14 protein-coding genes and 3 tRNA genes are annotated in these 13,912 nt (G+C 55.2%); 7 read left to right on the top strand and 10 right to left on the bottom strand.

What is annotated here, in order from left to right:
• Positions 1-88: 88 nt before the first annotated feature.
• Together radA and serB are read right to left on the bottom strand one after the other, a co-directional pair.
• Positions 89-1,471 (bottom strand): DNA repair protein RadA, encoded by a 1,383-nt coding sequence (radA, locus tag RAC60_RS04640; RefSeq protein WP_006121838.1) that lies wholly within the window; start codon positions 1,469-1,471, stop codon positions 89-91.
• A gap of 13 nt (positions 1,472-1,484) precedes the next feature.
• Complete coding sequence (gene serB, locus RAC60_RS04645; RefSeq protein ID WP_033740188.1) at positions 1,485-2,462, bottom strand: phosphoserine phosphatase; 978 nt, start codon at positions 2,460-2,462, stop codon at positions 1,485-1,487.
• A 107-nt stretch (positions 2,463-2,569) separates the two neighbouring features.
• On the opposite strand from serB, the gene RAC60_RS04650 reads away from it, so the two are divergent.
• Positions 2,570-3,238, top strand: coding sequence for a YtjB family periplasmic protein (locus tag RAC60_RS04650; protein ID WP_033740187.1), 669 nt, complete (start codon positions 2,570-2,572; stop codon positions 3,236-3,238).
• 113 nt (positions 3,239-3,351) lie between these two features.
• Here RAC60_RS04650 and yjjG read toward each other — a convergent pair whose 3' ends face one another.
• From yjjG to RAC60_RS04665, 3 genes are read right to left on the bottom strand one after another with little or no spacing between them, the layout of a single operon-like run.
• Entirely contained in the window at positions 3,352-4,032 is a 681-nt protein-coding gene (yjjG, locus tag RAC60_RS04655) for a pyrimidine 5'-nucleotidase (protein WP_006121835.1), read from the bottom strand.
• Positions 4,033-4,051: 19 nt separating this feature from the next.
• Positions 4,052-4,492: a ribosomal protein S18-alanine N-acetyltransferase gene (rimI, locus tag RAC60_RS04660; protein WP_006121834.1), complete on the bottom strand. Its 441-nt coding sequence runs from the start codon at positions 4,490-4,492 to the stop codon at positions 4,052-4,054.
• Positions 4,464-4,874 carry a DNA polymerase III subunit psi gene (locus tag RAC60_RS04665; protein WP_006121833.1) on the bottom strand — a complete coding sequence of 137 codons (411 nt, stop codon included), beginning with the start codon at positions 4,872-4,874 and terminating at the stop codon, positions 4,464-4,466. Before RAC60_RS04665 ends, rimI begins: the two co-directional genes overlap by 29 nt.
• 105 nt (positions 4,875-4,979) lie before the next feature.
• Here RAC60_RS04665 and rsmC point away from each other — a divergent pair, with 105 nt between their 5' ends.
• The 4 genes from rsmC (at position 4,980) to RAC60_RS04685 (ending at position 6,489) form a co-directional block, all read left to right on the top strand.
• Positions 4,980-6,011, top strand: coding sequence for a 16S rRNA (guanine(1207)-N(2))-methyltransferase RsmC (gene rsmC, locus RAC60_RS04670; protein WP_054634539.1), 1,032 nt, complete (start codon positions 4,980-4,982; stop codon positions 6,009-6,011).
• A 159-nt stretch (positions 6,012-6,170) separates the two neighbouring features.
• Positions 6,171-6,257 (top strand) — tRNA-Leu (locus RAC60_RS04675).
• Between the two features lie 30 nt (positions 6,258-6,287).
• Positions 6,288-6,374 (top strand) — tRNA-Leu (locus RAC60_RS04680).
• A gap of 28 nt (positions 6,375-6,402) precedes the next feature.
• Positions 6,403-6,489 (top strand) — tRNA-Leu (locus RAC60_RS04685).
• 45 nt (positions 6,490-6,534) lie between these two features.
• On the opposite strand, the gene RAC60_RS04690 is transcribed toward RAC60_RS04685, so the two are convergent.
• Positions 6,535-6,768 carry a DUF1435 family protein gene (locus tag RAC60_RS04690; protein WP_375092984.1) on the bottom strand — a complete coding sequence of 78 codons (234 nt, stop codon included), beginning with the start codon at positions 6,766-6,768 and terminating at the stop codon, positions 6,535-6,537.
• 257 nt (positions 6,769-7,025) lie between these two features.
• Here RAC60_RS04690 and RAC60_RS04695 point away from each other — a divergent pair, with 257 nt between their 5' ends.
• Together RAC60_RS04695 and RAC60_RS04700 are read left to right on the top strand one after the other, a co-directional pair.
• A complete protein-coding gene (locus RAC60_RS04695; protein WP_039338799.1) occupies positions 7,026-8,120 on the top strand; it encodes a diguanylate cyclase in 1,095 nt (364 codons plus the stop codon).
• Positions 8,121-8,320: 200 nt separating this feature from the next.
• Positions 8,321-8,785 carry a YbaK/EbsC family protein gene (locus RAC60_RS04700; RefSeq protein WP_162286091.1) on the top strand — a complete coding sequence of 155 codons (465 nt, stop codon included), beginning with the start codon at positions 8,321-8,323 and terminating at the stop codon, positions 8,783-8,785.
• On the opposite strand, the gene RAC60_RS04705 is transcribed toward RAC60_RS04700, so the two are convergent.
• The 4 genes from RAC60_RS04705 to RAC60_RS04720 all read right to left on the bottom strand — a co-directional run bounded on the left by RAC60_RS04705 (position 8,782) and on the right by RAC60_RS04720 (position 13,664).
• Entirely contained in the window at positions 8,782-10,002 is a 1,221-nt protein-coding gene (locus RAC60_RS04705; protein WP_033740181.1) for an MFS transporter, read from the bottom strand. The genes RAC60_RS04700 and RAC60_RS04705 overlap by 4 nt on opposite strands.
• Before the next feature lie 200 nt (positions 10,003-10,202).
• Positions 10,203-11,189 carry a nucleoside hydrolase gene (locus tag RAC60_RS04710; RefSeq protein ID WP_110267883.1) on the bottom strand — a complete coding sequence of 329 codons (987 nt, stop codon included), beginning with the start codon at positions 11,187-11,189 and terminating at the stop codon, positions 10,203-10,205.
• 9 nt (positions 11,190-11,198) lie between these two features.
• Positions 11,199-12,224, bottom strand: coding sequence for a LacI family DNA-binding transcriptional regulator (locus RAC60_RS04715; RefSeq protein WP_033740178.1), 1,026 nt, complete (start codon positions 12,222-12,224; stop codon positions 11,199-11,201).
• A 45-nt stretch (positions 12,225-12,269) separates the two neighbouring features.
• Positions 12,270-13,664 (bottom strand): MFS transporter, encoded by a 1,395-nt coding sequence (locus RAC60_RS04720; protein WP_006121824.1) that lies wholly within the window; start codon positions 13,662-13,664, stop codon positions 12,270-12,272.
• Positions 13,665-13,912 lie beyond the last annotated feature (248 nt).

Below are 13,912 nucleotides of genomic sequence, written 5' to 3' on the forward strand. Positions count from 1 at the left end.
TGCCTCCTGCAAGCAATGTTCAACGAGGGGAAGAGCGTAGCCTGTCGTCTGCCCGGTGACCATACGGCCACCGGACAAACGGACTCGCTTAGAGATCATCAAGGATAGCCAACGCATCCGCCAGCTTCTTCGCGCTGTATACGCGCATGCCCTCAATCGGCTTTTTCGGTGCGTTACCCGCCGGCACGATCGCCCGCTTAAAGCCATGTTTAGCCGCTTCAGCAATGCGCTCCTGTCCGCTGGGCACCGGACGAATCTCTCCGGCCAGTCCGACCTCGCCAAAGATAACCAGATCCTGCGGCAAAGGGCGATCGCGCAGGCTGGACACCATCGACAGCATCAGGGCCAGGTCAGCACTGGTTTCCGTGACTTTCACGCCGCCGACCACGTTGACGAACACATCCTGATCCGCCATTTGCAAACCGCCATGACGATGCAGCACTGCCAGCAGAATGGCCAGGCGGTTCTGTTCCAGACCGACCGCAACCCGACGCGGATTGCCCATCATCGAATGATCCACCAGCGCCTGAATCTCCACCAGTAAAGGACGGGTGCCTTCCCATAACACCATGACCGAACTGCCGGACGTGATCTCTTCACCACGCGACAGGAAAATGGCGGATGGGTTGCTCACCTCACGCATGCCCTGCTCGGTCATGGCAAATACGCCAAGTTCATTGACGGCACCAAAGCGGTTTTTATGGCTACGTAACGTCCGGAAGCGGGAATCGGCATCGCCGTCCAGCAGGACGGAGCAGTCAATGCAGTGCTCCAGAACTTTTGGCCCGGCCAGCGATCCGTCTTTGGTCACATGGCCTACCATGATAATTGCCACGCCACGGGTTTTAGCGAAACGCGTCAGATAGGCGGCCGTTTCACGCACCTGCGCCACGCTGCCCGGCGACGACTGGATATCCGCCATGTGCATCACCTGAATCGAGTCGATCACCATGATTTGCGGCTGCTCCTGCTCCGCAATCAGGCAGATCTGTTCAATGCTGGTTTCCGACAGCATGTTCAGATTGTCACTCGGCAATCCCAGACGATGGGCGCGCATAGCGACCTGCTGTAATGACTCCTCCCCGGTGACGTAGAGGGTTTTCATGCTCTCGGCTAAACGGCACATCACCTGCAACAGCAGCGTCGATTTCCCGGCGCCGGGGTTACCGCCAATCAGAATGGCACTGCCCGGTACCACACCGCCACCCAGTACGCGGTCAAACTCTTTAAAACTGGTCGAAAAACGGGGCAAGGCTTCCAGACTGATTTCGGACAGCTTTTGCACCCGACTGGTTCCGGCATTGCCTGCATAACCGCTGAGGCGCTCATTGCGCGCCGCCGCCGGTGAGGCAGCAATACGGACCTCGGTAATCGTGTTCCAGGCGTGACAGGCGCTGCACTGCCCCTGCCAGCGTGGATAATCTGCGCCGCACTCGTTACAGACAAATGCGCGTTTTGCCGCTTTGGCCAAAACAACTCCTCAGTTAACGCTCTTCGTGAATCAGGCTACCGGTCAGGATGCAAAACACGCCCATCAAATCGGCATGGCGAATCGTGACGGCGGTTTGCTCATTGACTTTCGGTTTGGCATGGTAAGCAATGCCCAGCGCCGACGCTTTTATCATCAGCAAATCATTGGCACCGTCGCCGATCGCCACGGTCTGCTCTGGCGCAATCTCAAAACGCTTCGCCAGCTTTTTCAACGTCTCTGCTTTGTACTGTGCGTCAACGACAGGACCCAGCACCTCGCCGGTGAGTTTTCCGTCCCGGATTTCCAGTTCATTAGCGGCTATTGCCGCCAGATGCAGCTTATCGCGCAGGAACTCGGCAAAATAGGTGAAGCCACCTGAGGCAATCGCGACCTGCCAGCCCAGCGCCTGTAATTTTTTGGTCAGCGTGGTCAGACCCGGCATTAAGGGCAGTTCGTCGCGCACCTGCTTAAGAATATTGGCATCCGCCCCTTTCAGCGTCGCCACGCGCTGGCGCAGGCTGGCGGTAAAATCCAGCTCGCCGCGCATCGCCCGCTCGGTGACTTCTGCCACCTGCTCGCCGCAGCCCGCCAGTTTGGCTATCTCATCAATACATTCGATTTGGATGGCGGTGGAATCCATGTCCATGACCAGCAGGCCCGGCGTTTTCAGGTGGGGGATTTTCCCCAGCGGCGCTACGTCCAGCGCCAGCTCGTGCGCCAGTTTGCTGGCAAACGGCGTCAGGGACCCCGCCAGGCGGATAACCTGATAGTCGTCGACGTTCCAGGCGCTGACGATCACCATGGCGGCCCCAAGCTGATGCTGGTAATCGGTCAGACGCTGTTTATCCAGACCGCGGCCATAGAGTAACCAGCCGGTTCGGCCAGCACGGTAATCCAGCGGCATGACTTCATCACCGCTCAGTGAAAGGGGCAACCCCGGCCAGAGAGAGACATCAGCAGGCAGATCGCACCAGGTAAGATGATTTGACATCAGGGCTCCTGTAGGAACAACAAAACCACGCAAGAGGCTACCTTGTCTGCGCTGCTTCTGGCAACATAATATCCAGGCTTTCTGTCGTCACGTGATTCGGATAATTAATGGCTAAAACCGCACTGAAATTTCGCTTACATCGCACGGTGATTGTTTTGATTTCACTGGCGCTGTTAGTGGTGCTTATGCAAGGCGCATCCTGGTTTAGCCTTGGCCATCAAATGGCCCGTTCTGAACAGGCAGAAGAGCTGGCCCAGACGCTGACCCGGCAAGTGGCTTTCAGTCTGAAACCCTTAATGGATAACAGCGAAGACAATCGTAGCCAGATTGAGGCCATCATCAGTCAGATGACCGACAACAGCCGTATTCTGGATGCGTCCGTCTACGCAGGCGATGGCAGCCTGGTGGCGCACAGCGGCGAAAATATCAACGTGCGCGATCGGCTGGCGCTGGATGGCAAGCGCGCGGGCAGTTACTTTAATCATCAAATTGTCCAGCCGCTCAGCGGCAGCAATGGCCCAGCTGGCTTTCTGCGCGTTACGCTGGATACGCACGTGCTGGTCACCGAATCACGCCAGGTGGATAACACCACCAATATTCTGCGCCTGATGATGCTGCTGGCGCTGGCCATTGGCATCATCCTGAGTCGCACGTTACTGCGCGACCGTCGCACGCGCTGGCAGCAGTCTCCGTTTTTGCTCACGGCCAGTACGCCTGTGAAAGAGGATGACGAAGAGGACGAGAAAAAAGACGACGCCGCGAAACCTTCCGCGTGACGGAAGGGTTTACAGGTCAACGTCTGACAGCCCTCTCCTGCTTTCCTTAACGCTTAGCCCAATGTAAAAGGCCCGTTTCACGGGCCTTACTGACGTTGCACTTCGGGCGAGAGTCAGCCTCTGAGCAGCGCTTCCAGCTCTGATAACGTGTTCACCCGCCAGTCGGGTTTAATTGCGTCAGGCAAGGGGCGCGTCCCATGGTCAACCCAACAGGTTTTAATACCGGCATTCATGCCGCCAAGGATATCGGATTCCGGCGTATCGCCGACCATCAGCACCCGATCGCGCGGTGGGTTTCCCAGCTGCGCGAGCGCATAGTCAAAGATTCTGGCGTCAGGCTTAGGCACGCCCACTTCTTCTGACACCACCAGCGCAGAGAAGTAATCAAGAAAGCCGGTACGCTCCAGACGGCGCTGCTGCAGGGCGGTAAAGCCGTTGGTAATGATGCCCATTTTGACGCGGCCGTGTAGCAGCGTCATCAGGCTGTCTGCGCCCTCCAGCGGCAGGCAAATTTCCGCCATCGCTGACAGAAAGCCATCGTTAAGAATGGCCGGCGCCACGCTCAGTTTTTGCCCCCAGCCGGCAAAGCGGCGAGTCTGAAGCTCCAGTGCGGATAACTGGCCATTCTGGTATTCCACCCATAACGGCTTGTTGACCGCCTGGTAATCTGCAAAATCCTGGTCGGTAAACCGGACATCGTACCCGGCAAACAGGCGTTGCAGGCCGGCATACGAATCAAAGTGAAACAGCGTGTCATCTGCATCAAACAGAATGCAATCCCAGTTATCTAACATCGACATTCCTTACAAGCGGCTACAGCGTCAGCGCCATGATCAAGGCATCTTCACGGCCACTGGCGCAAGGGTAATAGTTGGGACGGCGGCTGACCTGGTTGAAATCCAGCTGTTCGTACAGCGCGATGGCCGGTGCATTGGACGCACGCACCTCCAGCCACAGCGTCATCACATCGCGTGCAAGCAGTTGATCGATTAAATGCTGCAGCAGCGCCCGCCCGAAGCCGCGCCGTTGATACGCCGGATCGACAGCGATATTAAACAGCGAAGCTTCATCCAGCACCACCTGGGTAATGGCAAAGGCGGCCATCTGGCCCTCGACATCCAGCCGCAGGTTGAGAAACCGCTCGCCCTGGTTGCTGATAAAGGTCTCTTCGCGCCATGGAAACGCATGGCTACGGCACTCAATCGCGAAAGCCTGGGGAATCGCGTCAGGCGTGAGAAAAGAAATGGCTGTCATGTTCACACATTTGTTGCCAGAGCGCGCGCCGGGCGGCACCGCTACTCAGGAGTTCATTGAAAGAGGCGCTCGATAACGCCACGCCGTTAAAGGATTGCTCGCTCTCAACGCCCAGCAACCACCCTGCACAATTCAACGTTTCCGGCAGCATTTGCAGCTGATCCGGCGTAACGGTCATGACCTGCGTGGGTTTCAGACCGAGCGTGTGCAGAACATCACGCAGGAAAGGCTCCTGCAAACCGGGCGGATTTTCCGCCACGATAATCAGTTGGGTATCCGGCAAAAGCCGCACGGCGATTTCGCCCTGGAGCACGCGCGGGCGGCGCAGTTGATACTGCGTTATCCCCATTTGCTGTAAAAGCCAGTCGCGCCTGGACGTCATGGTATACCTGCTTTGCTCGCGGAATGCGACGCTATGCTAGCAAACCCATCGAACATGCGCCAACAAACCACTATAATCTCCGCTCAGATCTTACAGGAGCCCGACATGTCTGCTTTTACCCCGGCCAGTGAAGTCATTCTGCGCCACAGTGATGAATTTTCCACCCGCCACGTTTTATTTGCTGGCGACCTGCAGGATGACCTGCCCGCACAGCTGGAGACCGCCTCTTCCCGTGTGCATACCCAACAATATCATCACTGGCAAAACCTGAGCCGCCGCCTGGGCGACCAGGCGCGTTATGGACTGGTTGCGCAGGCCGACGATGTGCAGGGTTGCGATACGCTGGTTTACTTCTGGACCAAAAACAAACCTGAAGTGCAGTTTCAGTTGCAGAACCTGCTGTCGTTACTGCCCGTCGGCTGTGATGTGTTTGTCGTCGGTGAGAACCGCAGCGGCGTGCGCAGCGCAGAAGGCATGCTGGAGCAGTGGGTGACCCTGGAAAAAATCGACAGTGCGCGTCGCTGCGGTCTTTATCACGGACGTCTGGAGAAGCAGCCCGCCTTTGATGCTTCGGCCTTTGGCAACCGCTATCAGCTGGATGACCTGACCATCCATACCTTACCCGGCGTTTTCAGCCGCGACGGCCTGGATGCCGGCAGCGCGTTACTGCTTTCAACATTCACGCCCCATACCAAAGGCAAAGTGCTGGATATCGGCTGTGGTGCAGGCGTGATTGCGGCGTCGTTACCGGCGCATTCGCCCAAAGTGCGCCTGTGGTTATGCGATGTCCATGCCGCCGCAATCGAGGCCAGCAAAGCCACCCTGGCCGCTAACGGTCTGGAAGGCGAAGTGTTTGCCAGTAACGTCTTTTCCGATGTCACCGGGCGCTTTGACATGATTATCTCCAACCCGCCGTTTCATGAAGGCACACAGACCAGCCTGGATGCAGCACAAACGCTGATTCGTGGTGCCGTTAAGCACCTTAACAGCGGCGGAGAACTGCGCATTGTGGCGAATGCCTTCCTGCCTTATCCCCAGGTGCTGGACGAAACCTTTGGCAATCATGAAGTGCTGGCGCAGACCGGTCGCTTCAAAGTTTACCGTGCCGTTTACGGTCGCGGTGCGAAAGCCCGTTAATCTTTTTTCTGCCTTTTTCGCCCTTTTTGCGTGTTGCCAGGCTGAAAACGTTGCTTTTTGCAGCGATCGTTTCCGTCTGGCGAAATATGTGTTGACGCATTGAGTAAAATCTCTAAAATGCGCCTCCGTGGTTGTAATACGGTAACGTATTACGGGTATGCGAAGGTGGCGGAATTGGTAGACGCGCTAGCTTCAGGTGTTAGTGTCTTAACGGACGTGAGGGTTCAAGTCCCTCTCTTCGCACCAAAATCACAGATTTCATATCGCGAGCACTGCGCGAAGGTGGCGGAATTGGTAGACGCGCTAGCTTCAGGTGTTAGTGTCTTAACGGACGTGAGGGTTCAAGTCCCTCTCTTCGCACCAATGCGGTGATATGAAAAGACAACAGGATGCGAAGGTGGCGGAATTGGTAGACGCGCTAGCTTCAGGTGTTAGTGTCTTAACGGACGTGAGGGTTCAAGTCCCTCTCTTCGCACCAACGTTGTCTTCCCTCTCTTTTTCTTCTGCTCCCTTTGTACTGTTACTATCCGGTTAATCTCGCGCTAATCGCGGCCAGCACGCTCGCCAGCGCCAGACAGGAAGGCAGTAACACATAATGCCGCATCCGTTGATTAAACAGCATCAGCACTGTCAGCAGTAACGCCACCAACATCATCATACGCCACTGCCCGAAGCTGGGTTGCCACAGCGTCATAGCTGGTATTACCGCACAGGCCAGTACGCCCGCCCATGCACTGTCCAGTTTTATCCTGCGCATCATCGTCTCCTCATCTGTCATCGCTGTCAGGACAGTACCTGATCACAGGGATGATAACCATTCCCATTATCATATGATAACTATTCTCAATGCGCAGCTTGTTTTTTGTGGCCCGGCGGGAAGATGACAGAGAAACAAGAAAATGCTAAATTGCGGCTGATTACACAATTTATAACAGCAATATTAAATCTGTCGATCGGCTGAAATCATTTGCCGGCTTTTGCTTTGTTATTTCAGGGCCGTCACGAGTATTAATAATGAAAATAGAATCTTATGATGAATTGAAACACAGCAAATACCGCCTTTCTTTCATGCTCTTTTTGTTTTTAAACGCTGCAGTTTCACTTTTTTGTCTGCTCCCTTTAGCAGAAAACAATGAAACACAAGTTACTTTACCGGTGATTATGGTGGCTTTCTTCAGTATGACGATGCTGGCCACGTGTTTAATAAAGGCAAAACTAAAATTACCCCTGTTAAATCCTGTGGCGTTGATTTTAGGCGGGTTATGGGCGTGGCATATTCAGCACCGCTACCAGTTTGTTTCTTTGACGGATGGTGGATTTCTGATTGTCAGTCTGCTGTGCGTTTTTTTTATCAGTGCGATTGCCTTAAGCGATTATTTAGTGGCGTTTTGTTTGCACATCACGCCCGCAATGCTCACCGTGCTGATGCTGGATCACGGACAGCATTTGCCCTTGATTTTATTGACCATTGCCCTGCCGCTGATCGGGTTTTCTTTACAACATTTAATGCGCCGACGTTCGGAAGATTTTACACTGCGCTTAATGTATCAATTATATGAAGAGAAAGAATCGTTTAGCGATCTCAGTATGCTCGATCCGTTAACCGGTTTATATAACCGCCGCGGACTGAAGAACCGCCTTGATAACATTCTGGATAATCATGCGGGCAGCCATTATGTGTTATTGCTTGATATCGACCATTTTAAGGCCTACAACGATAATTACGGCCACGCGATGGGCGATCAGGCACTGGCCCGCGTTTCCGTCGCTATTCGTGACGCCGTTCGGTCACGTGATGTGGTAACCCGTTATGGCGGCGAAGAATTTCTTGTGCTGATGACCAATGTGAATGCCTCGATTGCCATGAAACTGGCTGAACGTATTCGGCAATATGTCGTCAACCTGGAAATACCGCATATGTTTAATGAGCGCGTTTCTACGCATGTGACTATCAGCGCAGGCATTGCCCCTATTTACGATGATGAATTTGATCAGGCGGTTGCGAATGCCGACCGTGCGCTTTACGTGGCAAAAAATCAGGGGCGCAATACCATCCTCGCCTGGGAAGATCTCCCCGTACTTCACAACACCGTCAGCGAGATCGGCTAACCGCCGTGCCGGGTCGCAGGACCACCAGCCGTCGGCACGTACATCGTACATCACCGGGGGCCGTCTGTCCCCGGCCTGACGGCCATGGCTCTCTCTGTAAGGTACCGTTATGCATTCTGTTACCTATTCTTTCGCTCTGCCGTTTACACCACCGCGGGCTTATGGCAATTTCTACGCCTTCGATTAGTCGGGAGTAAAAAATGAGCCTGGAGTCTGTACGCCAGTTTTTTGCCGAGCGTGCGCCGGAAATCGACATCATTGAGATGCCATACAGTACGGCAACGGTAGAAATGGCTGCACGTGTTCACGGTGTTGAACCGGGACAAATTGCGAAAACGCTGTCACTTAAAGTGAAAAATGAGGTGATCCTGGTGGTCACACGCGGTGATGCACGGTTAGATAATCGTAAGCTGAAAGCGGTGATGGGTGCGAAAGCGCGCATGCTGAGTGTGGACGAAGTGATTAACTGGACCGGGCATCCTGTGGGCGGCGTCTGCCCTTTTGGCCTGGAAAACCCGGTGACCGTGTATTGCGATATCTCGTTAAAAAGCTTTGATGAAGTGTTGCCTGCCGCAGGATCGATTCACAGCGCTGTCCGCATTTCGCCGCAGCATATGGCTGAACTCACTGCGGCAAAATGGGTAGATGTCTGTGAAACGCGCTAGTGCGTCTGCTTTGCCACCGTTCCCGAAATTGTCATGCCGCGCGTTTCCCGGCCAAAGGCGACAAACAGGCAAATCAATACTGCCACCGTCCCGGCTACAATGGCCATACCAAGACCGTAATTGCCGCCATGCGCTTCAGCAATGCGCGACTGCAGCGTCGCGTTGACGGACGCAATGAGATTCCCCAACTGATAAACAAAGCCGGGCAACACTGCTCTTGCGTTTCCCGGAACCAGTTCGTTCAGGTAAGTCGGGATCACGCCCCAGGCGCCCTGCACCATAAACTGCATCAGGAAGGCACCAAGACCAATCGTCCAGGAACCGCTGGAAAAGGCCCACAACGGCAACACAGGCAGCGTCAGCAGCGCCGCGATAATAATGGCTCGCTTGCGCCCAATGCGTTCTGACAGCGTACCGAAGAAAATGCCCCCCAGCATCGCAGCGATGTTGTAGGCGATAGCAATAATACTGACCGTGTGCGCATCAAACTGATGCTGCACTTTGAGGAAAGTCGGATACAGATCCTGCGTGCCGTGGCTGAAAAAGTTAAAACAGGCCATCAGCAGCACCATGTAAATACATATTTTCCAGTGCTGGCGCAGGACGGGCATCAGGGCACTGCTTTCTTTACGTTCACGCGCAGCCAGCCAGACCGGGGATTCCGGGACTTTAAAGTAGATGAACGGCAACAACAGAATCGGGACAGCGCCGATAAGAAACATGCCACGCCAGCCTACCATGTCGAAAACCAGACCGAACACAATGGACGCCAGCAAATAGCCACAGGGATAACCCGCCTGGAACAGTCCCGACATCAGACCGCGTGAACGATCGGGTATCGTCTCCATTGCCAGCGAGGATGCCACGCCCCAGATTCCGCCCATGGCAATACCGTAGAAAACACGAAAGGCCAGAAATGCGGTGAAGGTGGGTGACCAGGCGGACAACAGCTCAAACGCCGAAAAAAAGACGATATTCAGCATCAGGATAGGCTTGCGGCCATATTTTTCCGCCATCCGGCCAAACAGTAAGGCACCCAATGGGCGCACCGCCAGCGTCAGCATGATAGCGACCGACACGTCGGTGACGGAATTATGGAAGTACTGAGCAAGATTACTCAGGACAAACACCAGAATAAAAAAGTCGAAAGCGTCCAGCGTCCAACTGGCAAAACAGGCGAAAGCCACATTGCGCTGGGTCGATGTCCAGTCAAGCATACAAGTCTCCTCTCTGAGACACTCTGGCGCTCCGCCCAAAAATTTTCTGGTGGCTAACGAAGAGTGATGTGATTGTTAATCAAATGTATACATCATGTTTAGGAGGAGAGCGTATTGCGTAATTGTGAGGCAGTGGATCAGGCTGTAAGAAAGCGTGTCTGACTTCCTGCCAGCAGGTCAGGCGACGAATCGCCTGTACGTTATTCAGGAAGGTGTTGAAATGCCGACTCAATGATGGACAGCAAAAGAGCGTTATCCACACTGTGCAGCACATGTACCAGCGCACCGCTGTCCGGTGGGATACCGACATCCAGCCGCAGGGGTTGACGATAACGCCAGCTTTTCCCGCGTGTGGCTCCCGGACGAAGCTCAATATCGACCCGGTAATCCGTGCCCCAGGCGACACGCTGATTAAGCAACCAGGCGACAACCAGCGCATCATGAATCCAGCAACCTGGCAGATGCCGGGTCTGCATTGAATAATCTATCCAGGGCTGCAACGTTTCCCGCACAAAACGGGTCAGCGGATGAGCGTGCCGGGTAAGACGTTTGAGATCGGCCTGGGTCAGCATGGTTTGTGTTGTCACATCCATCGGCACCAGGGTAATGGCAGCACCGCTGTGCAACACCTGATGAGCCGCCTCGGGATCCACACCGAAATTCGTGTCTTTGATGTAGTCTTCCAGCGCAAAGACACCCCCCATAATCACAATCTCGGCTACCGCTTCGGCCATTGCGGGAAAACGCTGCATGGCCAGCGCCACATTGGTCAACGGGCCAATCGCAATCAGGGTGATCTCGCCGGGATTATCACAGATGAGCTGCCCCATCGCCTCAGCAGCATCGTTTCCGTCAGCCGGTAATGCCGCAGGCTGAGGAACGCCCTGCCATAACGCCATCAGGTCGAGTTGTTCGACCCGCTTATCCAGCAGCGCGCGCCAGGGCGCAGGATCTTCGCACAACGCCCGCGTTGCCCCCTGTACGACAGGAACCGCACAGCCCAGCCGCGCCATTAAGTCTTTAGCGACTCGTGCACCGACATCACTCGGGGTATTCCCGGCGACCGTCGTAATTAACTCCAGCGAGAGCCCTGGTGAGGCTAACGCCAGGGAAAGGGCCAGGCCATCATCAGTATTGGCCCCGGCAATCCCGTTCCCCGGATCGCAATCAATAATCAGTCTTTTCATTAGGTCGCTTTATTTGTTTTGTTCTGATGGCCGACAGCCACAAGATTCACCAATCTCAAGTTGGTGTGGGAATGCTTCAATCCGTGCCTCGCCATTCCACGCTTTCAGCATATGAATCGCACAGCGTGCCATCTCTTTAACCGGCTGGCGCACGGTGGTTAATGCCGGAACATGGTAGGCGGATTGATCGGTTCCGTTAAAACAGACCAGGGCCACATCGTCCGGCACACGAAGGCCATGCTGGCTGAAGGCGCGAATGCAGCCAATCGCCTGACCTTCGTTGCTGGCAAACAGGGCGCGCGGCACCCGTTTACTGGCAATCATACGTAAAGCAGCCTGATAGCCGCCCTCACGTGTATAGGTTGCGGGGAAAATATTGGCATCATCGGCTGGCAAACCATACGCCCGCAGCGCATCGCGCCAGCCCTGAATACGATCCTGCGCATTCAGCATGTCCCGGGGACCGCTGATCATCCCGACCTGCTGATAGCCATGGCTGAGTAAATGCGACGTCACCTGAAACGCCGCGTCACGCTCATCTACCCGCAGCATGCTGACACCGGGTTGTGGGTCGACCCGATCCAGCATGACCAGCGGTGTCCCGCTGGCTTTGATGATATCGATGAAAGGATGGCGATCGACACTGGTGTAAAACAGACCGTCGACCTGACGGTTCAGCAGCCCCTGAATCAGCTCCAGTTCACGCTTGCGATCGTCGCCGGCATCACCCAACAGCATCACATGGCCGTGGTTGAGCGACTCCTGAAGCAGCATATGCGCCATGGAGGCGACGAAGGGATTACTGATATTGGGCACCACCAGCCCAAACGTTTTGGTATTCCCTGACGCCAGGGCACGCGCGGCGGCATTCGGGCGATAGCCGGTCTGCTCTATTGCCGCCAGTACCCGTTGCCGGGTCGCGTCCGCGACCGGACGCGGGCCATTATTGATGACATAACTCACCACAGCGACGGAGGTCCCGGCAGCTTTAGCAACGTCACTCCGCGTCACGGCGGTTTTCACCTGTTTCGCCACTTCCCCTTCCTCACTTAACGTGCACTGCCTTTAGCATAGCCTGTTTCAGATAGCGTCCTCTGGCAGGTTAAGGTCGCGCCCACGTGTTTCCGGTGCCACAAACGTAGTCAGGAAACCAATCGTGGCCATCACGGAAAAATAGACGGCGATAGACCACCAGTGTCCGGTATAAGAGAGCATGGCCGCCGCAACTAACGGGGCGGTGCCGCCTGAAATAATAGAACCCAGCTCTTTCGCGACCGCCATCTTGGTATAACGGTGATTCACGCCAAACATCTCCACGCCCCAGGCCGCCTGTACGCCAAAGATGCCCAGAGAAGCCAGCGCCATGCCGACCACAATCACCGGAATCACGATGGCCGGTTCACGCGTATCCAGCAGGGTAAAAGCAGGCCAGGCATAGATCATCAGCAGCAGGCAGAACATGCGATAGACCACACGGCGACCAAAACGGTCAGACAGCCAGCCTGCAAACGGAATAATCAGGAACCCCAGCAATGAGGCGATAAACACCGCCGTGGTGGGCACGGATTTATCTACCATCAGCACCTTGGCGACATAGCCCACAATAAAGCCCTGGGCCAGATAAGAGGGGCCGTTTTCACCGATGCGCAGCCCGACCATTGTCCAGAAGGCACGTGTGCGCTGAAAGAACGGGCGTGTATCCGCTTCAGAACGATGCGCGGCAATCACCTGGGCGCGCGTTTCGGCAAGCTCTGCTTTCTTACGCTCGAATACCGGTGTTTCACGCAGATTACGACGGATCCACAAGGCCACCAGAGCGATCACCGCACTGCTCAGGAACGGAATGCGCCATCCCCACTCCAGCAGACTCTGCTTGTCCATTTGCACCACCAGCAGCCAGACCAGCGAGGCCAGCAACGTGCCGCTGTTAGAGCCGAGTGCAATGACCGATGACACCAGGCCACGGCGCCTGACCGGTGCATATTCACCCAGCATAACGGTTCCGCCTGAGAGTTCGGCGCCCGCTCCAAAGCCCTGACTGAAGCGTAACAGCACCAGGCAGGCCGGCGCCCAGATGCCAATCGAAGCATAGCTGGGAATCAGCCCAATCAACGTGGTGGAGGCGCCCATCAGGATAATGGTGGTGACCATGACGACCTTGCGGCCTTTACGATCGCCCAGCCAGCCGAAAAACAGGGCACCGATCGGACGGGCAATAAACCCAACGGACCAGGTGGCAAAACTGGCAAGCAGTGCCATCGCGGGCGTTTGTTCGGGGAAAAAGACATCACCAAAAATGATGCCCGCAGCCAGGCCATAGAGCGCAAAATCTGCATACTCCATTGCCGTGCCTAACCAACAGGAAACCGTAGCGCGCCAAAAATCTTTGCGGCCGGCTGAGGTGTTAAACCGCTCATCTGCGGCGGAGGTAGAAGGCAGTGATGCCTGTGTCGTAACGGAGTGCTGTGCCGTCATAAACGCTGTCCCTTGAAAATATGCAGATAGATAAATGCCATTCCGAGAGACAATTCCCTGACTGTAAGCAGAAGAATCGCTCTGGTGGCGACATTCAGTTGGCTAACCATGATGAAAGGAAAGTTAAAAGATTCCCTGGTGTTGGAATCCGCAGTATCGCGAGCTTCGCCGCTGTATTTTTCAGCGGTCGTATAAGTCTGGCGAATGTAACTTGTTCCTCGATCGGCCTACCGTGCATCGGGCACCGA

The organism is Pantoea sp. BR_17 (assembly GCF_041955125.1).
GTDB lineage: Bacteria > Pseudomonadota > Gammaproteobacteria > Enterobacterales > Enterobacteriaceae > Pantoea > Pantoea stewartii.

Coding starts and splice junctions, on each gene's coding strand:
- serB (WP_033740188.1), bottom strand. CDS start 2,462: ATGTCAAATCATCTTACCTGGTGCGATCTGCCTGCTGATGTCTCTCTC.
- RAC60_RS04650 (WP_033740187.1), top strand. CDS start 2,570: ATGGCTAAAACCGCACTGAAATTTCGCTTACATCGCACGGTGATTGTT.
- yjjG (WP_006121835.1), bottom strand. CDS start 4,032: ATGTTAGATAACTGGGATTGCATTCTGTTTGATGCAGATGACACGCTG.
- rimI (WP_006121834.1), bottom strand. CDS start 4,492: ATGACAGCCATTTCTTTTCTCACGCCTGACGCGATTCCCCAGGCTTTC.
- RAC60_RS04665 (WP_006121833.1), bottom strand. CDS start 4,874: ATGACGTCCAGGCGCGACTGGCTTTTACAGCAAATGGGGATAACGCAG.
- rsmC (WP_054634539.1), top strand. CDS start 4,980: ATGTCTGCTTTTACCCCGGCCAGTGAAGTCATTCTGCGCCACAGTGAT.
- RAC60_RS04690 (WP_375092984.1), bottom strand. CDS start 6,768: ATGCGCAGGATAAAACTGGACAGTGCATGGGCGGGCGTACTGGCCTGT.
- RAC60_RS04695 (WP_039338799.1), top strand. CDS start 7,026: ATGAAAATAGAATCTTATGATGAATTGAAACACAGCAAATACCGCCTT.
- RAC60_RS04700 (WP_162286091.1), top strand. CDS start 8,321: ATGAGCCTGGAGTCTGTACGCCAGTTTTTTGCCGAGCGTGCGCCGGAA.
- RAC60_RS04705 (WP_033740181.1), bottom strand. CDS start 10,002: ATGCTTGACTGGACATCGACCCAGCGCAATGTGGCTTTCGCCTGTTTT.
- RAC60_RS04710 (WP_110267883.1), bottom strand. CDS start 11,189: ATGAAAAGACTGATTATTGATTGCGATCCGGGGAACGGGATTGCCGGG.
- RAC60_RS04720 (WP_006121824.1), bottom strand. CDS start 13,664: ATGACGGCACAGCACTCCGTTACGACACAGGCATCACTGCCTTCTACC.